This window comes from Streptomyces sp. NPDC107471 (genome assembly GCF_055582845.1).
The window spans coordinates 481,631-501,235 of the sequence record NZ_JBVJPC010000005.1; the positions used below are offsets into that span (position 1 = coordinate 481,631).

The window sequence follows — 19,605 nt, forward strand, 5'->3', positions numbered from 1 at the left end:
CCTGTGAAATTAATTGACCGGCGGTATCGCATCCTCACACTTCACGCTCTAGGTCTGGGCAAGCATGTGCACTGCTATTACGCTTCCCCTGCGAGCCTGGAATGCGAGTCGGGGAGCTAACTGAGGCGCTGGACATACAGAAGATTAAACCGGTACACCGGCTTTAAGCTTGATTCTTGATGAGTAATTCGCGGCCATGGGCGCTTTCTGATAATGCGGGATGTCATCTCGATGATCGGTTGCGCTTGAGCCGGAAAAGGTCAAGTCACGACGGCGACTCACCAGCCGGTCCGGCATGCGCGTATCCCGCTGCGCCCCTCAATTCGCGAGCTCCGGTCACGAAGGAATCGTTGCGAGAATCTCTTGGATAATCTCACCCCGATTAATCCTACTGTTTCGATCGTTGATTCCAGACCTCACCCGTCGATAGTACTCGGCCGCTTCAGGTGAGGGATTGGGCGCGTGTGTGACATCCTCAACTTCCTCATAGAAGGCGATAAGTTTAGTCGCCACATCGGCGGAAGGTAGCGATCTCTTGTCGTAAATGAGTGTGCGGTAGAGTTCGACAATCAACGTAAACAAATCAGCCTTCTGCCACACCCGGCTCTTGGCGGGAAATTGGCATTCGTCAATGAATGAGAATACTTCCTCAAGCCCTTCTTTAACCTCCCGGGCCATGGGGAAGTCATCGTTGTACTGATCGAGGTACTGCTCGTGTTCCTCATCGCGCCTGAAGTACCCACTCATGACGGTAATGGTCAAAGTGAGCACAAAACGAATATCGTTCATGCGTCGACCGTCGAGCGACGTGAAAATCTTCCTACTCTGAAAGAAGGCGTGATTCGCGACTTCTTCGGAAAATCGCTTCAAGGCTCCATCGAAACGAGAATTGTTTACCTCCATGGCATTAAGTGAATAGTTGGTGGAGTTGATGCGATGGAAAATCTGTCGCGTCTCTTCTTCGGTAAGGGGGCCGAGGTCTCTAATTACTACTTCGTATTCGAGAAACTCGCGTTTCTTTTCGTCGGTGAGTTCTTTGTATGTCGGGATCGCGTTGTTAGTGATACGCAAGTCGGTCGAGCCCGTAAAGTACTGATGTAGTGTTGTGATCCGCTGCTGCCCATCCACGATCAACTCGGTTCCGTCACCAGTGTCCGGGTTTACATCACCGGCAGAGATGAAGATTTCAGGGAACGGAAGTCCGTCTAGCACGGTGGCGACGAATGCGACTTTGTGTTCGTTCGACCATACGAGACGACGCTGGAAGTGAGGATTGGGGATAAGCGTCTTGTCGCGAATCCCAGTGAGCAACATCCGCAGCCTTTTGTTCGTTGCTGAAGTCTGCATCACAAAACCTCCATAGCCTCGCGGCAGGATTTAACTGCTCGCTGCTGATACTGGGTCAGGAAGCGCATGTCGTGATACAAGGCTCCGGCGATCTTATACGGGCCAAATTTCCGGCTTTGTTGTAGTTCTCTGAAAAACTGACGCCAATCCTCAGAGAAAGGGAATGATGGGGATCTCGGTAGCATGTCCGGACGAATCCATCCCCAGGAAATGTACTGCTCGAATCGGTTTCGCTTTGGCCAATCAGCTCCTGAGTCCGCATAGGTGTGTGCTTCGTGCCAGACCTTCTCGTACAGATCGTGACTCACGATAGCGACATCAATATCTGATACATCTCCGAAGCGGCGATACCTCTTATGGGGGGCGATGCTGAAACCAAGTCTCGCTGACCCTACTAGAAAAATGTCTTGATGGGGTGCAATGGAGAATCGCTCCGAAATCGCTTCTTTGAGCGCGAAGTGCTGGTCGTCAGAGAGTGCGTAGCAGGCTCCGTGGAGAAGCTTTGAATTGACTAGGCGTTCATCGCTCGGCTCAGCCAGGAGGAAACTCTCAAAATGTTTCTTTGGGTCTGTAGCGAACTGTTCGGAGCTATTAGGCCCCACGGTCCCCCCATGGCCGGTACGAGTATGCTGCCGAGAATATACAGCCAACTCCGGCTGCTTGTCAGGAGATGTGTAAGATGTCCCGCTCGCGGACGTAGGGTCGGAGTCAGATGCCCCTGGCTGGAGAGGCGTGGACCCCTCAGGGACATTCCTCGTTGGCAACAGTTGGCTATGCATTGCTGCGCGCGGCACGGGCGCCGGCCGGGCTGGAGCGGGGCGGAGACAGGAGCGCAGGCCCGGCCGGGGGCCGGGCCGCGCGCGGGGAGCGGAGCGAGCCGCCTTGAACCAGTAGAGAAAGTTGTAACTCAGTCGGCCTGCTGGGGTGTGTGAGGCGCTGTATACGGTTTGAAGTCCTGAGCGCAGGACGGAAGTTCGGCCTCTTGGCGGTGGGTCAGCGGTAGGAAGATCACGGGTCGGATCGTCCAGTTGATGCGAGTACGGGCCTGGGTGAGCGTCACCGTGCAGGGCTCGGCGCGTAGGAGTGCCTTCCTCGTGGTGATGCGGCCGTCGTACAGCCACTCCCACGCCTCCTGGGATGCGTCGGGATCCAGTGCCGGTGAGATCGTGCGCAGTGCGACCGCTACCCATCTGTCGGCCTGTGGTGCCGAGTACGCGTCGAAGGATGCCCAGAGAGTCGGCAGTGTCTCGGCGGTGAGGTCTTCGGTCCAGCACTCGCACCAGTAGCCGCGCTGCGGCTTGTCCATCAGCACGGGTGCCCTCCCACTGGCGGGCCCGTGAAGAGCTCCGCGGTGACCGTGTGCCCGCCGTCGCTCTCGTGGACCACGACTCGGTGAGCGATCACGCTGACCATGCCCAGGCCCCGGCCGTGCTCGGCGTCCTGGTCCTGGCGCTCGACCTTCGGGGCGGTGCCGGCACCTCCGTCGTCCGTGACCGACAGCGCGATGGCCTGCGCCGATACCGCCAGGGCCAGATGGAAGCTGCCCGAGTTTTGGCCGCTGGCCGTGTGAAGGATCGCGTTCGCGCTCAGCTCGCTCACGATCAGTTCCGCGTCCTCGGCCCATGGCGACCCGCTGAGGATGTCGCGGGTCCAGCGCCGCGCCCGGCTGACCTCTTCCGGGAAACCTGGGCAAGTGAGTCCCCAGACCCGGGCTGTACTCGTATACTCGTGCATACAAGTTCCTTTATGCTGGTAGGCCGCCATGTGCAGCGGGTTCGGGCTAGACGAGTTTCACGCCGTCGTGGGCGCGGATGGCAGGTGGAGACGCCGCGTCCATCGCGTCCAGGACGCGGATGGCGTATGCCTCGTCGGCAAGCTCGGAGACTTCTTCGCGGGTGGCCCAGCGCAGTGCGCGGGTCTCGTCGCCGGTGGTGGGCGTGCCGTCGGCGGCCTGGCAGCGAAAGACCAGGGAGACGATCAGGCCCGTCATGTTCTTGTAGACGCCGGTGAGAGTTGCCGGAAGGGCGATCTTGATGCCGGTCTCTTCGAGGACTTCGCGTTGCAGGGCCTCGGGGATGGTCTCCTCGCGTTCGAGGACGCCGCCCGGGGGTTCCCACTTGCCGTTGTCCCGGCGCTGGATCAGGAGGGCCCGGCCCAAGTCGTCGACGACGACTCCGGCCACGCTCACGGAGTGCGGGCGTTCTGTGCTCACGTTCCTCGGCCCTCTCGGATGGCTAGGCTCTCCACCGTAGCAACAACGCTCGCCCACACGTCTAGATACCTAAAGGAGTGCACTCGTGACCCCTGCTCTTCCCTCCGGCCAACTCGGTGATCTCGACCCCACGAGCGATCGTGCGGTCTTCCGGCAGATCGCCGACCAGCTGCGCGAGGCCATCGACCGCGGGCGGTTCCGAGAGGGGGAGAAGCTGCCCTCCGAGGCGGAGCTTGTGGACCACTACGGGGTATCCCGGATGACCGTCCGCAACTCCTTCTCCATCCTCCAGGGCGAAGGACTCGTCCACGCCGAGCACGGCAAGGGCGTCTTCGTCCGGCCCCGCCCGCCCGTGCGGCGGCTCGCCTCCGACCGGTTCGCCCGCCGGCACCGGGAGCAGGGCAAGTCCGCGTTCATCGTCGAGGCGGACACGGTCGGCAGTCACCCCCAGGTCGACAGCCTTGAGGTCAAGGAAGAGAAGGCCAGTCAGGACATCTCCACGCGCCTCGGGTCTGTGCGGCGGGTGCTCGCCCGACGTCGGCGCTATCTCCTCGACGGCCGGCCGGTCGAGTTCGCCACCTCCTACCTCCCCCTCGACATCGCCCGCGGTACGCAGATCGCCGAACCCAACCCCGGGCCCGGCGGCATCTACGCCCGCCTCGAAGAACTCGGTCACCGCCTGGACCACTTCGAGGAGGAGATCCGGGCCCGGATGCCCTCGCCGGACGAGGTCAAGACGCTCCGGCTGGCCTCCGGCGTGCCCGTCATCCATCTCGTCCGCACTGCCTTCGACACCGAGGGACGGGCCGTCGAGGTCTGCGACACGGTCATGGCGGCAGACGCCTACGTCCTGTCGTACCAGCTCCCGGCGACCTGATCGTGCCGGTTTGAGATGGTGCGCGGGGTGCCCTCCCGAACTCGTACACCTCACCATGCATACTCGTATAGACGAGTGGGCAAGTTGTGTGGCAGGGTGATCGTCGTGAGTCCGGGAGATCGGGTTCGCAGATCGCTACATGTATAGATGAGTAGATAGGAAAACTGCCTTGCGCACCATCCGTGTTGAGACCTCCGCCGCCACGATCCTCCTTACCGAGGCTCCTGAGCCCAAGGTCCGCGACCGTCAGACCGGCGAGATCGCCAAGGACGCCGTCAGCGGTGAGGCGCTGATGACGCTCGGCGTCGTCTACATCGAGGACGGGGAGTCCTCGCTGATCAAGGTCACCGTGCCCGAGGGCGGTGTCTCCGAGGGCCTGAACCTGGGCGCTCCGGTCTCGCTGCCGGGGCTCGTCGCCCGGCCGTGGGAGTCGGTGTTCAACGGGCAGCAGCGTCACGGCATCGCCTTCCGGGCCGCCGCCGTCACCCCGGCCGCGTTCCCGGCCGCCATGGGGGCCACCGCCTGATGACCGACCTGACGACACTCCTGGAGGTGGGTGGTCCCCTCGCCGCGCTCGGCGGCGGGACCGCCTACACCCGGGCCAAGCACCCGGCGCTCTACTGGTCCGCCGTCGGCGGCCCGATATCCACCGCGCGCCTGCTCAGCTCGTACAGCTCCGTCATGGAAGCGTGCGGCCTGACCGTCGCTCCGTCCCGGCTGCGGGTCCTCGCCATCAAGGCCACCACTCGGCGGGAGGTCCGGCCGGTCCCGCCCCGCCGGGGCATCATCCGGCCCACCTCGACCGGGCTGCGCATCCGGCTGCGGCTCGCCCCCGGCCAGGAGCCCGCCGACGTCGCAGCCCCGGCCGAACGGCTGCGGCACGCCTGGGGCGTTCACGCCGTCTACGTCACCACGATCAAGCCGGGTGTCGTGGAACTGCGGCTCGTCGGCTACGACGTTCTGCGGCGGGTGCGTATGCCCCGCAAGACCGGCTTCGGGTTCCTCAAGGTGCCGGTTGCTCTGCGGGAGGACGCGACTCCCTTCGTGCGGGACTACCGGGCCGTTCCTCACCAACTCACCCTCGGCGCAACCCTGTCCGGCAAGTCCATGTATCTGCGCCACCTCATCGCCAAACTGGCTCCACAGCCCGTCGCCCTCGTCGGGATCGACTGCAAGCGGGGCGTCGAGCTGGCGCCCTTCGCCGCCCGCCTGTCCGCCCTCGCCACCGACCCGGACGAAGCTGCAGAACTGCTGCCCGTACTGGTCAAGGAAATGGAGGATCGATACGACCTGATCAAGGCCCGGCAGGGCATCGCGCCCGACACCCCGGACGAGGAGATCACCTCCGACATCTGGGGCCTGCCCGACAGCGAACGACCCGCACCCGTCGTCCTGTTCGTCGACGAGGTAGCGGAACTCTTCCTCACCGCCACACGCAAAGACGAGGAACGCCGCGACGAGATGGTCACCCAGCTCATCCGCCTCGCCCAGCTCGGCCGCGCGGCCGGCATCTACCTGGAGGTCTGCGGGCAACGCTTCGGCGCCGAACTCGGCAAGGGCGCCACCATGCTCCGCGCCCAGCTCACCGGCCGGGTCTGCCACCGCGTCAACGACGAAGCCTCCGCCAAGATGGCGCTTGGCGACATCGCCCCGGAAGCGGTCTCCGCTGCCTGCGCCATCGCCCCCGAACTGCCCGGCCTGGCCGTCGCGGGCGACACCTCCGGCGGCTGGTCCCGCATCCGCACGCCGTATCTCTCCCTCGGTGACGCCGCCGAGATCTGCCGGGAATCGGCGCACCTGGTGCCCGACCTGCCCGCGCTCAAGCCCTTCCGGCCCGACGTCCCCGTACGCCCCGCCGAGACCCCGGCCCCGGCAGTCCTGCCGCACCCGGTGACCGACTGACGCACCCCCTCTTCACCCGGCCGACGTGACCGCCTCGCGCCACGTCCCTACCCCTGCCATGCCCGAAACCGAAAGGAGCCGGACCGTGCGCGCCCATCTGGCCCGTGTCGACGCGGTGTTGGTCCAGGCGCTCATCGCTGCAGCACTCTCCTTCGCCCACATCCACGACATCGCCATGGCGGCCGGACAGGACGGATGGAAAGCGTGGGCCTACCCGATCAGCGTTGACCTGCTGCTCGTCGCCGCATGGCGTCGACTCCGCACCGGTACGGCCAAAGCGGCGGCCTGGTGCTGGTTCGTCATCGCCCTCACCGCCTCCCTCGGCGCCAACGTCGCCACCGCCGGACTCCTCGACATGACCGACGTGCCGGCCTGGCTGCGCATCCTCGTCGCGGGCTGGCCCGCGGTCGCCTTCCTCGGCGGAACTCTCCTCGCCCACTCGGCGCCGAAAACGGCTACCGACGAGAAGGGCACGGAACTCATCGAGGAACAGGAGGAAGAGCCCGTAGCCACCCCCGAAACGCCCGCCCAACCCGCCGCCATCGAGCCAGCCCCGTCCACCCCGCCCGTTCCGGTGCCGACCGCCCTGGTCGACCACGCCCGCAAAGTCGCTGCCGAACACCACACCCGCACCGGCGTCCGGATCGATACCCCCACCCTCCGCGCTCGCCTCGGTGTCCCGGCGCCTCTCGCCGAAGCCATTGCCGCCCAACTCTGATGGGAGAGCTCGCACATGACCGCCAACCGCCGCTTCCGCAATGTCACCCGCATCGGCCCCGTTCAGGTCGCCACCGCCTACGACGGCCGGGGCCGCGAGAAGCACACCGCCGCCTGCACCGCCCCGCGCTGCAACTTCTCCGCCGACTACGACAGCCGCGCCGCCGCCGAACTGGCCGCCCGCACCCACCGCTGCCCCGTCCGCTGAAAGGACCCTCACCCCGTGACCGTCAGCCTGCCCCTCGTCGTCGTCCTCGGCTTCTTCGCCTGGGGAGCGGTCAAGTTCCTCGGCGTCCGCACCTGGATCGTCGTCCTGATCGCCCTCTTCGGCTTCTGGCTCTCCCACACCTTCCTCGCCCCCGCCATCGAATCCGGCACGCGCTCCGGCGTGACCGTCATAAACGGCTAACACATCTAGACGAGTAGATAAGAAGGGCTCCGCCGTGCTCCTGCCCAAGTACCCCGGCAACCCCACCCCGCCGCCCGCACACACCCACACCCCAACGACCGACCCGGCACCCGCCCGCCGCTCGCTGCCCTCGGTGTCCATCGATCAGAAGACGGTCGTCGCCCTGGTCGTCGGCGGAGTCGTCCTCACCGCGCTCCTGGCCGCCGTCGCCGTCACGGCCATCTCCGTCGCCGTGGCCGCCGTGGTCCTGCGCTCCCTGCTCCGCGACCAGCACCGCCGCTAGACCCCGCCCGGCCTCCGGGGCGACGGCACACGACCAAGCATTACGCCGCCCCGGGGCCTTCCTCCCGACCGAGCCAGTCAGAAGGGAAACGCCATCTTCACCCGCACCACCCCGGCCCCCGTGCCGGAACTCGCGAACCTGGCCGCCCAAGGCACCCTCCCCGGTATCCTCCGCCAGCTCTCCGGCCTCGGCGGCTGCACCCACCCCATCCGCCTCGACGGCCACCGCACCGAATACGACCTCGACACCACCACCGGCGAGATCGGCCGCATCCTCCACCACCTCGACTCGACCACCCTCCCCGCCGGCCAACTCCTCGTCCGCTGCAACAACCGCCGCACCACCCGCTGCCCGGCCTGCGCCGAGGTCTACCGCCGCGACACCTTCCACCTGATCACCGCCGGACTGCGCGGCGGCAAAGGCACCCCGGAACAGGTCGGCACCCACCCCCTTGTGTTCGCCACCTTCACCGCCCCCGGCTTCGGCCCGGTCCACAACCGCCGCACCGACGGCCGCCCCTGCCGCTGCGGCCTCCACCACGACCAAGACGACGACACCCTCGGCACCCCGCTCAACACCGACACCTACGACTACGAAGCCGCCGTCCTCTGGAACGCCCACGCAGGCGCCCTCTGGCGGCGCTTCTCGATCTACCTCCGCCGGGAGGTCGCCAAGCGCGCCGGCATCTCACAGCGCCGATTCCGCGACCATGCCCGCGTCTCCTTCGCCAAGGTCGCCGAATACCAGAAGCGCGGAGCCGTCCACTTCCACGCAGTCATCCGCATCGACGGCCCGGAAGGCGGCAACACCCCACCGCCCGCTTGGGCCACGCCCGAACTCCTCACCGACGCCATAGAAACCGCCGCCGCCAAGGTCCGCGTCGACGGCCCGGTCATCGACGGCCACACCCACACCTTCACTTTCGGCCGCCAACTCGACGTCCGCACCATCCGATCCGCCGACTTCGACGATAGCCAGGAACTGACCGAACGAGCCGTCGCCGCCTACATCGCCAAGTACGCCACCAAGGGTGCCGAAACAGCGACCGGCGCCCTCGACCGTCCCCTCAAGTTCGTCGCCGAACTCGCCCAGCTCGACATCAGCGACCACGCCCGCCGGCTCATCCGAACCGCCTGGACCCTCGGCGCCCGCAAGAGCCTCGAACACCTCCGCCTGCGCGCCTGGGCCCACATGCTCGGCTTCCGCGGCCACTTCTCCACCAAGTCCCGCCGCTACTCCACCACCCTCGGCGCACTCCGCAACGCCCGCGCCGAATGGCGACAAGCACAGGCAGCAGCAAACGAACCGGGCCCCGAGACGACGTACGTACTCGCCCACTGGGTCTTCGCCGGAACCGGCCTCTCCGACACCGAAGCCTGGCTGTCCGCATCCCTCGAACCCGCCCCCGGAACGGAAGGAGAACCCACCGCATGACCGACCGCTACCTGTCCGTCGACCAGGTCGCCGAGCTGCTCGGCACCACCGCCCGCTTCCCCCGGCGGCTCATCGAGGAACGGCGCATCCGGTACGTGAAGCTCGGCCGGCATGTGCGCATCCCGGAGAGCGCGGTCGAGGAGTTCATCCAGTCCCGCACAGTCGAGCCGATCAGGCTCCGGCGCACCGCACTTCGGAGGGTCGCCTGATGGCCAACAAGAAGGGGAGACGTCGCCGCTTCGGAGCCGTGCGGCAGTACAGGTCGGGTCGCTGGACCGCGTCGTACCTCGGTCCTGACGGTGAACGCATCCGCGCAGAGCAGACCTTCGAGACCAAGAAGGACGCGGAAGTCTGGCTGTCCCAGGTAGAGGCAGACCTCAGCCGAGGAGACTGGCGCGCTCCCGACGCCGGAGAGGTCAACTTCCGCGTCTACGCCGAGAAGTGGGTGGAGGAACGAGAGCTGGCCGTGCGTACCGAGGACCTGTACAAGCACCTGCTTCGCCTGTACATCCTGCCTACCTTCGGCGCCCTCGACCTGGATGAGATCACAGCGCCCCGCGTCCGCGAATGGCGTGCCGAACGTCTCCGCACCACCAAAGCCAAGACGACTGTCGCCAAGGCGTACCGCCTCCTCAAGTCCATCCTTGAGACAGCCGTTGACGACGACCTGATCACTCGCAACCCGTGCCGAATCAAGGGCGCAGGCAAGGAGTCAGCCACCGAACGTCGTATTGCCACGGTCGCCCAGGTCGACGCCCTCGCCAACGCCATCGGCATCCGCTGGCGCCTCATGGTCTACCTCGGCGCGTATGGCCCGATGCGGCCCGAGGAACTGGCTGGCCTCCGTCGCCGGGACGTGGACGCCGACAACCTAGTGATCCGCGTCCGCGTCGCCGAACCTGAGCGCACGAACGGCAAGCGGGCTCCTGGTGAGACCAAGTCTGACGCGGGGGTCCGCGCTGTCGTCCTCCCGGCCTTTCTCGACAAGGAGGTGAAGCAGCACCTCGCCTGGTTCGCGGAGAAGGGTGATGACGGGCTGGTGTTCGTCGGCGAGAAGGGGGCTCCGTTCCGGCGTACTTCCTTCGGCCGGAAGTGGAGGCGGGCCCGTGCCACCGCCGGTCTCCCGGACGGCTTCCGGTTCTACGACCTTCGTCACACCGGACACACGCTCTCGACCCGCTCGGGAGCCACCCTCAAAGACACGATGGTCCGTGCGGGGCAGTCCTCCGAGAAGGCGGCGCTCATCTATCAGCACTCCGACGAGGAGCGGCAGCGAGACCTTGCCTCCGGCCTCGACGACATGGTCCGTGCCGAGCGTGCGAAGCACCACAAGCAGCAGGGGGAGCGTCCCGCACACCACAAGGGGAAGTCCACCGGAAGCTAGCCGAGTGCTTATGGTGCGGTTGTGGTGCGCGACCCGCCCACCGGTCTAGACAACAAAGAACCCCCGGGCCTCTGGCCTGGGGGTTTCGCATGGAGCGGGTGACGAGAATCGAACTCGCGCTCTCAGCTTGGGAAGCTGATGTTCTACCATTAAACTACACCCGCGAGGGACGCCGGACGGAACCGGTGTCGAACGCAACGTTACCTTACCTCATCCCAGGCCCCCGGCGCTGAAGCCGTGGGGCCTGAGTGTGTTCGGGGGGTGGGACGGGGCTGCGGGGCGCGGGAGTTGGGGCGTACGGTGGAGACGTGGGAGAGGGTCCGGGCGGGACCGGAGTGCCGCCTGGAGGGCCGTCCCGTCCATCCCGTAATGTGGCTTTTGTCGTCAGGCAAGTAGCAGCCGGACGCGGCTCTTGGGGAAGGGACTCTAGGACTTGATGGAGCGCACCGTCGTCCGTTGTGCCGATGGGCACGTGTTCAGCACCGCTTCGTTCCCGATGCAGCAGGCCGAGCGCCTCGGCCCCGGACGGCTCGTCCGCTGTCCTCGCTGTGCCCGGCTTCGCAGCGTCGTGCAGGTGACCTTGGAGAAGCACTAGAGGGAAGCGTAGGAGACCGGTACCAGGCGCGCGGGTCCGTCCGATGACGGTCGGCCCGCGCGTCTTGCGTATCCTCGGGGCGTGCTTCTCTCAGACAAGGACATCCGGGCCGAGATCGACGCCGGGCGGGTACGGATCGATCCCTACGACGAATCCATGGTGCAGCCGTCCAGCATCGACGTGCGCCTCGACCGCTTCTTCCGGGTGTTCGAGAACCACCGCTACCCCCACATCGACCCCTCCGTGGAACAGGCCGACCTGACGCGGCTCGTGGAGCCGGAGGGCGACGAGCCGTTCATTCTGCACCCCGGGGAGTTCGTCCTCGCCTCGACGTACGAGGTCATCACGCTGCCCGACGATCTCGCCTCGCGCCTCGAGGGGAAGTCCTCCCTCGGCCGGCTCGGTCTCGTCACCCACTCCACCGCCGGGTTCATCGACCCCGGTTTCAGCGGCCACGTGACCCTGGAGCTCTCCAACCTGGCCACGCTGCCCATCAAGCTCTGGCCGGGCATGAAGATCGGCCAGTTGTGCATGTTCCGGCTCTCCTCGCCGGCCGACTTCCCCTACGGCAGCGAGCGCTACGGCTCCCGGTACCAGGGCCAGCGCGGCCCCACCGCCTCCCGCTCCTTCCTCAACTTCCACCGGACGCAGGTATGAGCGCCGTACGGGAGAACCTGACCTACGAGGGGTTCGGCACCGCGGTCCGTGAGCTCGCGCAGACCATCGCCGACGACGGCTACGAGCCCGACGTCGTGCTCTCCATCGCCCGCGGCGGGGTCTTCGTCGCCGGCGGTCTCGCGTACGCCCTCGACTGCAAGAACATCCACCTGGTGAACGTCGAGTTCTACACCGGCGTGGGGACCACCCTGGAGATGCCGGTCATGCTGGCCCCGGTCCCCAACGTGATCGACTTCTCCGACAAGAAGGTCCTCATCACCGACGACGTCGCCGACACCGGCAAGACCCTCAAGCTGGTGCGGGACTTCTGCCTCGACGCCGTCGCCGAGGTCCGCTCCGCGGTCATCTACGAGAAGTCGCAGTCCCTGGTGAAGTGCGAGTACGTCTGGAAGCGCACGGACGACTGGATCAACTTCCCGTGGTCGGTCGAACCCCCCGTAGTCCGGCGTCAGGGGCAGGTCCTCGACGCCTGAGGTCGCTGGACAGAGGTACGAGGAAGGGCCCCCGACCTGCGTCGGGGGCCCTTCGTTGTGGTGAGCGGTGGGTGGTTACCGTGCCGCGTAACCGAAGCGGTCGCCCGCTGCCGGGAGGCCGCCCGTGCCGGGCTGGTACGTGGTCACCGGGGCGACCGTGCCGCCGGCGGTGACGTTGGACAGGGGCAGGGCGTACAGGGTGCCGTAGGTGGACGGGCCCAGGGGCAGGCCGACGTACAGCTTGGTGCCCGTGTAGTGGATGCTCGTGCCGAGCTGCTGGCCGGCGCCGGGGGCCGTGGGGATGCCGTCGCCGTCGCCCGCCTCCAGCCAGCGGTCGTTGGCGCCGGGGGCGCCCAGGAGCGAGAACGTGTGCAGCGCGCCCGCGTTGTCCGCGGTGTCGATGGCCTCGTTCGGGACGCCCACGGCCAGCTTCATCGTCGCCGTGGTGCTCAGCGCGCGCGGTGCCGTGTTGATCGCGGTCAGGGCGGCGCCCATGCGGTCGCCGGCCTCCGCGGTGCCGGTCACGTCGTCGTCGCCGGTGCCCTGGGCGATGTAGTTGAGCTGGCTGGCGGCGCCCGCGGCGGTGATGCGGAAGGTCATCACGTTTCCCGCGTCGGCCTTGGCGACGCCGTCGACGTCGAGGTCCTCACCGGGGGCGCCGACCGCGAGGATCGAGTCGGTGGCGGCCGCGGCGCCCGAGGGGCGGTACGGGGCGAGGGCCAGGGAGTAGGCGAACTGGTCGCCCGCCTCGGCGCCGCCGGAGACGGTGTCGAGGTCCTGGTCGAGCCCGAACTTCGGGGTGGGCAGGCCCGCCGAGGTCAGGGTGTGGCTGAAGACCGCAAGGTTGCCCGCGTTCTCGTCGGCGCCGATGGCCTCGCCGGGCGCGCCGACGGCGAAGAAGTTGGTGTCGGCCGCGACCGAGCCCCCGAAGCCGTCGTTCGCCTCGGCCGCACCGGGCACGTCGGCGCTGTCCTGGTGGAAGACGATGTTGGTGGTGCCGTGGAGGTAGAAGGCCGCGCCGGCCTTCGCCAGGCCGCTGACGCTCTCGCCCGGCGCGCCGCTGACAGTGAACGGCTCACCGGAGGCGGTCACACCGGCCGCGACGGAGTCGCCGAACCGGTCGCCGGCCTGGGCGACGGCGGTGGCCAGGGAGCCGGTGCCGGAGCCCTCCTCGAAGTGGGTGTTCTTCAGCGAACCGGTGCCGAGGCCGCCGGGCGCGCCGTGCAGGACGTCCACCATGCCGGAGTCGGCGGCGTCGCCGATGTCCTCGGCCGGGGTGCCCACGACGAGGTCGGTGCAGCCGTCCTCGTTCCAGTCGACGGTGGCCAGGGACTCGCCGAACCAGTCGCTGGCCTCGGCGGCGCCGGGCACCCAGTCGAGGTTCTGGTTGATCTCGGCGGTGCCCTTGCCGCCGCCGTACACGATCCGGACCAGGCCGGCCGCGCCGACGCCGCCGACGGTGGCCCGCGGGTCCGAGATCGCGATGTCCTCGACGCCGTCGCAGTTGAAGTCGGTGACGCGCACGGTGCCGACGGTCGAGCTCACCCAGGAGGCGAGGTCGTCCACGCGCGTGACGACGCCGTCGGTACGGGTCTCGGTGCTGTCGATGCCGTAGCAGCCGCCCTGGTACGACTGGCTGGCGAGCGCGGCGAGCTGGGCGGTGCCGCCCGTTCCGCGGACCAGGGGGCCGCCGGTGTCGCCCATGCACGCGGCCGTGCCGTTCGTGCCGGTGACCGCGGCGTTCGTGGCGGCGGTGGAGTTCACCGAGAAGGTGCCGGTGTGCAGGCTGAGCGGGGCCCACTCGGTGGCGGTGCGGCCGTAGCCGGCCAGGGTGAGGGTCTCGCCGGTCGTGGGGGCCGCGGTGGCCAGGGCGACGGGGGTGACGTTGGTGACCGGGCGGTTGAGGCGGGCCAGGACGACGTCGCGGTCGGTGCGCGGCACGAGTTGCACGATCTGGCGGGCGGCGCCCGCGGTCCCGGTCAGGTCGGAGCGGCCGACGACGGCGGTGGTCCGGGTGGCGGGCTTGCCGGCGGGCACGCTCAGGCTGGTCGCCGGGTCGGCGGCGAAGCAACTGGCCGCGGTCAGCAGCCATTCGCGGTCGACGAGGACGCCGGAGCAGCCGCGGTCGTGGTCGCCGACGGTGATCTGCGCGGTGTACGCGTAGGTCGTGTCGGCGGCGCTGACGGCGGGGCCGGTGACGGCGGCGGTGGGGCCTGCCGCGAGCGCGGCGGAGCCGAGGGTCAGGGTGGCGGCCAGTGCGGCGAGGCGCACGGGTCTGGCGTAGGTCATGGAGTTCGGTTCCCTGGTGGGTGGTGGGGATCGGGCAAGAGGGCTCGGCGGAGCGCTACTTGGCGGTGCGGAGCTCCAGGAGGGTCCACTCGCGGGCCTGTTCGTCCGCGCTCTCGCCCACCGGGGTCCAGGTGTTCTTGGCGATGTCGTACGACTGCTGCTCGCTGCCCACCGTCATGTCGGCCTCGGTGGTGTAGTCGTTGCCGCGGATCAGGTAGACCGACGGCAGCTCCAGGGTGAGCCAGCCGGAGGTGCCCTTGACGTCGAAGCAGACCTTGCTCTTGTCGCGCGCCTGGACCTCCAACTGGCCGGTGCCGCTCGCGCAGTCGGCCAGCACGATGTGGCCGTCGCCGCGCTTGAGCAGGATGTTCTTCTCGGCCAGGATCTTGTCGGCCTGCGGGTAGTCGAAGTCCTCGACGGCGTACCCGGGGGCCTCGCCGGCCACCGACACCGCGTCGGCGGGAGTGCCGCCCGCGGTCATGGCGGTCCATGCCAGGGCCCCTGCGGCCAGGGCGCTCACAACGGTGCCCAGAAGTCTTTTGCGATACGGCCTCGACGGCATGGGAATACGTCCCTTCATCACATTCGTCGATCCGACGAGGAATGCCGGGAACGCTTTTCGCGCACGGGTGTGAAGGCACGAGGAATACAGGTGCAGCCCCCCACTCCCGGCGATGAAATAGCCCCCCTGGCCACCTGCCGGAAAACTGCTTGAACGGCTATGCAACCCCGCGCTCGCGAACCTGTCCACTTCGTGAACTCCCCCAAATAGGGCGAGCGTTGACAGACCCAGGTGACCTCTGTCACGTGCGCAAACGGTTGTACGGAGCCTCATTGAGAAAAGGTAACGAAAATGTCAGGAGGATGCGCCACGAGTCGGGCATAAGGGTCCGTAAGCGCGTTTGCGAGGCAAGAATTCGGTGGGGGAAATGTAAGGTGCCGTTAAAGATTTGGCAGTCCGCACGGGGGGTCATGTGATGGCGTACGCAAATTTGTCACCGTTCTTGCTCCCTGTGCTCGGCGAGGGAGAAGCACGTTGAGTGTCAGATTGCGAGTCGTGCCCGGACGGCGCGGCTTCGTGGTGATGCTGATAGCCCTGGTGATGGCCCTGGGCATCAATCCGCGCCCGGCGTCCGCCGAGGACGAGACGTGGGTCTACTACAGATCCGATGTGCTGGAGGCATGGGAGTACGGCGGTCCGGGCGTACGCGCTGCGGCCGAGGTGGCGCTGGCCGGTTCGGACGCCGACATCCAGACCTTCATGAGCGTGGACATGCCGCGGCTGGAGGTGGAGGACCTACGGGTGCAGACGGCCACCTTCCTGGCCTCCGGCGGCCCGGCCGTGCGCGGCGCGGCCGACACCGCGCTGAGCGGCGGCGAGGAGGAACTGCACGCCTTCCTGGACAACGACTTCACCGCCGCCTACGAGGAGGACCAGCGCGTCCAGGTCAGCCGGATCATGGCCTTCGGTGGTCCGGGTGTGAAGAAGGCAGGCAACACGGCCCTCAGCGGCACCGCGGACGACGTGAGCGCGTTCCTCGAGGAGGGCCAGTACAGGGCGCGGGCCGACGACAACCGGGTCCAGGTCGGGAAGCTGCTGTACACCGGCGGCCCGAACGTGAAGCTGCTCGCCGGACAGGCCCTGGACGGTACCGACGAGGACGTCCAGGATTTCCTGGACGACGGCTGGGCCGTCGCGGCCGCGCGTGACCAGGAGACGATCACTGTCGCGCAGTTGGCCGAGCTCGCCGACACGGCGCAGAAGCGGGCCAGGGAACTGACCGAGACCGCCAAGGAGGAGGCGGCCAAGGCGGCGAAGGCCACGCAGGAGGCCAAGGCGGCGGCACAGGTGGCCGCGGCGGAGGCGCAGGAGGCCAAGGACTCGGCGGGCCGGGCCGCTGCCGCCGCGTCCCGGGCCGCGGCGGCGGCCGACCGGGCGGCTCAGGCAGCCCGCACGGCGGTCTCCGCGGCCGCGGCGGCGAACGCGACCGCACGGGTGGCCGCGACCGCGGCCGCGCAGGCGGCCTACGCCGCCAGCCGGGCCGGCGGCGCGGCGTCCGCGGCCAGGTCTGCCGCGGCGGCGACGGCAAGCGATGCCGGCCGGGCCGAGCAGGCCCGTATCGCCGCGCAGAAGGCACGGGACGCCGCTGCCGGCGCGGACAAGGCGGCGGACGCCGCCGACCAGGCGGGCATCGCCGCCGACAACGCGGCGACGGCGGCCTCGGCCGCTGCCAGCGCGGGAGTCAACGCGGCCGCCGCTGCCGCCGCCGCTGCCGACGCGGGCCGCTGGGCCGGCGAGGCCGGAGCCAGGGGCGAGCAGGCCGCCGCCGCGGCCGCCAAGGCCAAGCGGCTCGCCGACCAGGCCACGCGGGCGGCCAACTCGGCGCAGTCCAACGCCAAGCAGGCCGCCACCGCGGCCCGCCAGTCGCGTGACGCGGCCAAGGACGCGGCCGCGCACGCCAGGGCCGCCGCGGTGGCTGCCGATGCGGCGGCTGACGCGGCGGGTGAGGCCGTGGACGCGGCGGCGGCGGCCACCGCGGCGGCCGACGCGGCCACCACGGCGGCCAATCAGGCCACGACGGCCGCGGAGCGGGCCGCCGGCGTCATCGAGCTGGCCCGTACGGCGGACGCCGAGCGGTTGGCCCAGCAGCAGGAGGAGGAGGTGCTGTCCGCCGAGGAGGCGAGCCTGGCCTATGACTCCCGCGTGACAGCCGCCCAGCACGAGATCGGCCGACGGCAGGAACTCCAGGCGCAGACACGCCAGTTGCTGACGGAGGCGGCAGCCGCGACGGACCCCGCGGTCAAGGCGGCCAAGGGCCGGCAGGCCGCGGTCAACCTGCTGCCCGGCGCCGGGACCTGGGTGAGGCAGGCGGCCGGGATGGCCCTGCGGGGCACTGACGAGGACGTCGCCGAATTCGTGGACACCACGCTCGCCGTGGCCCTGGAGCAGGACGACCGGGCCAGCGTCGGCCACATCGCCGCGACCACCGCCATCCCCGCGCAGCAGCAGGCCGCGCTGGACACGATGGACAAGCCTGTCGACCAGGTCCGTGCGTGGCTGGCCACGCGTGACTACCCGGGCAAGGCGGACGACGACCGGGTCGCGGTCGCCAAGATCGCGGCCGACGGTGGTCCGGGGGTGAAGGCGGCCGCGAGCGAGGCGCTGGACGGCACGGCTGCCGACCTGGCGGAGTTCCTGGAGACCGGGCAGTACGAGGCGCGGGAGGACGACGACCGCGTCGCCGTCAGTGCGGCCCTCGCCACCGGAGGGCCGGAGGTCAAGGCCGCGGCGCAGGCCGTGCTGTCGGGTCCGCCGACCGGGCTGCGTCCCTTCCTGGACTCCGGTCTGTACAAGGCCCGTCAGCGGGACGCCAACGCCGCCGCACACATCGCCGAGGTCAACACCCTGCTGCAGGCCGCCTACAAGTCGGCGGCGCTCGCGCAGAAGGACGCGGCCGACGCGCAGAAGGTCGCCGCGCAGGCCCGCAAGGATGCGGCCAAGGCCACCGAGTGGGCCAACAAGGCCAACGAGTCCTCCAAGCAGGCGAACGCGTACGCCGAGCAGGCCGACAAGTCCGCCGACCAGGCCGAGGACTCCGCCGCTGAGGCGGCCGAGTCGGCGAGGACGGCCAGGAACGCGGCCGCGTCCGCACAGCAGGCCGCCCGGTCGGCCGCCCGCTCGGCACAGGCCGCGCAGCACTCCGCCGGGGTGGCAAGGGGGTACGCCTCGCAGGCGGACCAGTCCGCGTACCAGGCGAAGCTGTCCGAGATCGCGGCCGGGAAGGACGCCGTCGCGGCGGCCAAGGCCTACGGCGACGCGCTGACCATCGCCGCGGAGAAGCTCGTCACCGAGCTGAAGGAGCAGATCGAGCAGGAGCTCCAGGAGGCCAGCAAGCCGATCACGGACCAGGAGCTGCGGGAGGAGCTGGAGAAGCGGCTGGTCACGTACCGGCACGCGAACTGGGGTGACATCAAACCGGGGGAGACGCTCCTGGTCTGCGGTACCGACGGAGCCGGCGGCATGGGCTGCATCACCAGCACCTACCTGGACCGCCTCATCGCCTGGTACGTCGGCGCGGACGAGATCGAGAAGTGTCTGACCAAGCCGGACGTCTCGTGCTTCGAGGGGCTCGCGATGTCGGCCCTGCACATGAAGCTGAAGGGCTTGAAGGCGCCCTGTCTGAAGAGCCTGAGCGGCATGTCGACCATGTCGGTGTCCGCGTCGTCCGACAAGTGCAAGGTGTGGGACAACCTCGAACCCGACGACAAGATCATCCCGTTGGAGAAGGTGCCGCTGGAGAAGCTGGACGACCTGCACGAGGCGACCGGACGGTTCGTGTACGTGGTTCTGCCGGGCGGTGAGCTGCGGGTCACCCGGCTCGGCAGCATCTACGGACACATCGATCTGGCACAGGGCCAGCAGGTCGTCGCCGCCGGTGAGCTGAAGCTCTACCAGGGCAGAATCAAGTCCATCGACAACAGGTCCGGTCACTACCAGCCGAAGGGCGCGGAGGCACGGGCCGCCGCCGAGCAGGCCTTCCGTGACGCCGGGTTCGATGTCGGCGACAAGAGCTACAAGGAACGGTGGTGACAGTGCCTCGACCGGAGCCGCAGCGGCTGGACGAACTGCTCGTCGACGGGTTCCGTCAGGTGTCCGTGATCCTCGACGAGCGGAAGTCGACGCTCGTCGCGGATCCGGTGCTCGCGGAGCTGGCCGACCGGGTGGCGGCGGCGCCTGATCCGGAGTCGGACGAGGTGAAGCAGGCCCTGCTGTACGTCGTCGACTCCCGGGAGTTGTCCGGGGCCGCCGAGGCCGTCCAGTACTTCGCCCACCGGTTCCGGTGGGTCTGGCTGCGCGACGAGGTGGAACGGCGTCATCGCGACAGCCTTGCCCGGGTGGACCACAGGCTGATCCGGCACTACGAGAGGATGCTGGAGGCGTTCTCCCCGGAGTGGGAGGACAGGGACCTGTTCCCGAGCCTGGTGAGCTGAACACAGGAGGGGG

General features: G+C 68.3%; 20 protein-coding genes and 1 tRNA gene. 14 read left to right on the forward strand and 7 right to left on the reverse strand.

Annotated features, from left to right (window positions below; all coding sequences use genetic code 11):
- Positions 1-336 precede the first annotated feature (336 nt).
- The 4 genes from ACZ66S_RS19670 to ACZ66S_RS19685 all read right to left on the reverse strand — a co-directional run bounded on the left by ACZ66S_RS19670 (position 337) and on the right by ACZ66S_RS19685 (position 3,535).
- Positions 337-1,347, reverse strand: a complete 1,011-nt coding sequence (locus tag ACZ66S_RS19670; protein WP_469902776.1) for a DUF262 domain-containing protein — start codon at positions 1,345-1,347, stop codon at positions 337-339.
- A 907-nt stretch (positions 1,348-2,254) separates the two neighbouring features.
- Entirely contained in the window at positions 2,255-2,653 is a 399-nt protein-coding gene (locus ACZ66S_RS19675; RefSeq protein WP_469903028.1) for a hypothetical protein, read from the reverse strand.
- A complete protein-coding gene (locus ACZ66S_RS19680; RefSeq protein ID WP_469903029.1) occupies positions 2,653-3,081 on the reverse strand; it encodes an ATP-binding protein in 429 nt (142 codons plus the stop codon). The genes ACZ66S_RS19675 and ACZ66S_RS19680 overlap by 1 nt, the downstream gene beginning before the upstream one ends.
- Positions 3,082-3,127: 46 nt before the next feature.
- Positions 3,128-3,535, reverse strand: a complete 408-nt coding sequence (locus tag ACZ66S_RS19685; RefSeq protein WP_266394235.1) for an NUDIX hydrolase — start codon at positions 3,533-3,535, stop codon at positions 3,128-3,130.
- Between the two features lie 109 nt (positions 3,536-3,644).
- Between ACZ66S_RS19685 and ACZ66S_RS19690 the strand changes: the two genes are divergently transcribed.
- The 10 genes from ACZ66S_RS19690 (at position 3,645) to ACZ66S_RS19735 (ending at position 10,565) form a co-directional block, all read left to right on the forward strand.
- Positions 3,645-4,436, forward strand: a complete 792-nt coding sequence (locus ACZ66S_RS19690; RefSeq protein WP_062244632.1) for a GntR family transcriptional regulator — start codon at positions 3,645-3,647, stop codon at positions 4,434-4,436.
- A 169-nt stretch (positions 4,437-4,605) separates the two neighbouring features.
- Complete coding sequence (locus ACZ66S_RS19695; RefSeq protein WP_062244627.1) at positions 4,606-4,962, forward strand: SCO3933 family regulatory protein; 357 nt, start codon at positions 4,606-4,608, stop codon at positions 4,960-4,962.
- Positions 4,962-6,338 carry an FtsK/SpoIIIE domain-containing protein gene (locus tag ACZ66S_RS19700; protein ID WP_469902777.1) on the forward strand — a complete coding sequence of 459 codons (1,377 nt, stop codon included), beginning with the start codon at positions 4,962-4,964 and terminating at the stop codon, positions 6,336-6,338. The genes ACZ66S_RS19695 and ACZ66S_RS19700 overlap by 1 nt, the downstream gene beginning before the upstream one ends.
- An 85-nt stretch (positions 6,339-6,423) precedes the next feature.
- Positions 6,424-7,056 carry a DUF2637 domain-containing protein gene (locus ACZ66S_RS19705; protein ID WP_469902778.1) on the forward strand — a complete coding sequence of 211 codons (633 nt, stop codon included), beginning with the start codon at positions 6,424-6,426 and terminating at the stop codon, positions 7,054-7,056.
- Between the two features lie 15 nt (positions 7,057-7,071).
- Positions 7,072-7,263: a mobile element transfer protein gene (locus tag ACZ66S_RS19710; RefSeq protein ID WP_354937343.1), complete on the forward strand. Its 192-nt coding sequence runs from the start codon at positions 7,072-7,074 to the stop codon at positions 7,261-7,263.
- A 15-nt stretch (positions 7,264-7,278) separates the two neighbouring features.
- A complete protein-coding gene (locus ACZ66S_RS19715) occupies positions 7,279-7,464 on the forward strand; it encodes a hypothetical protein (protein ID WP_062025415.1) in 186 nt (61 codons plus the stop codon).
- Between the two features lie 34 nt (positions 7,465-7,498).
- Positions 7,499-7,747, forward strand: coding sequence for a SpdD protein (locus tag ACZ66S_RS19720; RefSeq protein WP_469902779.1), 249 nt, complete (start codon positions 7,499-7,501; stop codon positions 7,745-7,747).
- A gap of 120 nt (positions 7,748-7,867) precedes the next feature.
- Entirely contained in the window at positions 7,868-9,181 is a 1,314-nt protein-coding gene (locus ACZ66S_RS19725) for a replication initiator (RefSeq protein ID WP_469902780.1), read from the forward strand.
- Positions 9,178-9,390: an excisionase family DNA-binding protein gene (locus ACZ66S_RS19730; protein ID WP_356253848.1), complete on the forward strand. Its 213-nt coding sequence runs from the start codon at positions 9,178-9,180 to the stop codon at positions 9,388-9,390. The genes ACZ66S_RS19725 and ACZ66S_RS19730 overlap by 4 nt, the downstream gene beginning before the upstream one ends.
- Complete coding sequence (locus ACZ66S_RS19735; RefSeq protein WP_469902781.1) at positions 9,390-10,565, forward strand: tyrosine-type recombinase/integrase; 1,176 nt, start codon at positions 9,390-9,392, stop codon at positions 10,563-10,565. Before ACZ66S_RS19730 ends, ACZ66S_RS19735 begins: the two co-directional genes overlap by 1 nt.
- Before the next feature lie 90 nt (positions 10,566-10,655).
- Here ACZ66S_RS19735 and ACZ66S_RS19740 read toward each other — a convergent pair.
- Positions 10,656-10,729: transfer RNA gene (locus tag ACZ66S_RS19740), tRNA-Gly, on the reverse strand.
- Between the two features lie 512 nt (positions 10,730-11,241).
- On the opposite strand from ACZ66S_RS19740, the gene dcd reads away from it, so the two are divergent.
- Positions 11,242-11,817 (forward strand): dCTP deaminase, encoded by a 576-nt coding sequence (dcd, locus tag ACZ66S_RS19745; RefSeq protein WP_053847548.1) that lies wholly within the window; start codon positions 11,242-11,244, stop codon positions 11,815-11,817.
- On the forward strand, positions 11,814-12,311 hold the full coding sequence (locus ACZ66S_RS19750; protein ID WP_469902782.1) for a phosphoribosyltransferase: 498 nt from the start codon (positions 11,814-11,816) through the stop codon (positions 12,309-12,311). Before dcd ends, ACZ66S_RS19750 begins: the two co-directional genes overlap by 4 nt.
- Positions 12,312-12,386: 75 nt before the next feature.
- Here ACZ66S_RS19750 and ACZ66S_RS19755 read toward each other — a convergent pair whose 3' ends face one another.
- Both ACZ66S_RS19755 and ACZ66S_RS19760 read right to left on the reverse strand, forming a co-directional pair.
- Positions 12,387-14,600 carry a S1 family peptidase gene (locus ACZ66S_RS19755; RefSeq protein WP_469902783.1) on the reverse strand — a complete coding sequence of 738 codons (2,214 nt, stop codon included), beginning with the start codon at positions 14,598-14,600 and terminating at the stop codon, positions 12,387-12,389.
- Between the two features lie 55 nt (positions 14,601-14,655).
- Positions 14,656-15,162 carry a hypothetical protein gene (locus tag ACZ66S_RS19760; protein ID WP_469903030.1) on the reverse strand — a complete coding sequence of 169 codons (507 nt, stop codon included), beginning with the start codon at positions 15,160-15,162 and terminating at the stop codon, positions 14,656-14,658.
- 495 nt (positions 15,163-15,657) lie between these two features.
- On the opposite strand from ACZ66S_RS19760, the gene ACZ66S_RS19765 reads away from it, so the two are divergent.
- Complete coding sequence (locus tag ACZ66S_RS19765) at positions 15,658-19,191, forward strand: polymorphic toxin-type HINT domain-containing protein (RefSeq protein WP_469902784.1); 3,534 nt, start codon at positions 15,658-15,660, stop codon at positions 19,189-19,191.
- On the forward strand, positions 19,188-19,592 hold the full coding sequence (locus ACZ66S_RS19770) for a hypothetical protein (RefSeq protein WP_469902785.1): 405 nt from the start codon (positions 19,188-19,190) through the stop codon (positions 19,590-19,592). Before ACZ66S_RS19765 ends, ACZ66S_RS19770 begins: the two co-directional genes overlap by 4 nt.
- Positions 19,593-19,605: the final 13 nt, after the last annotated feature.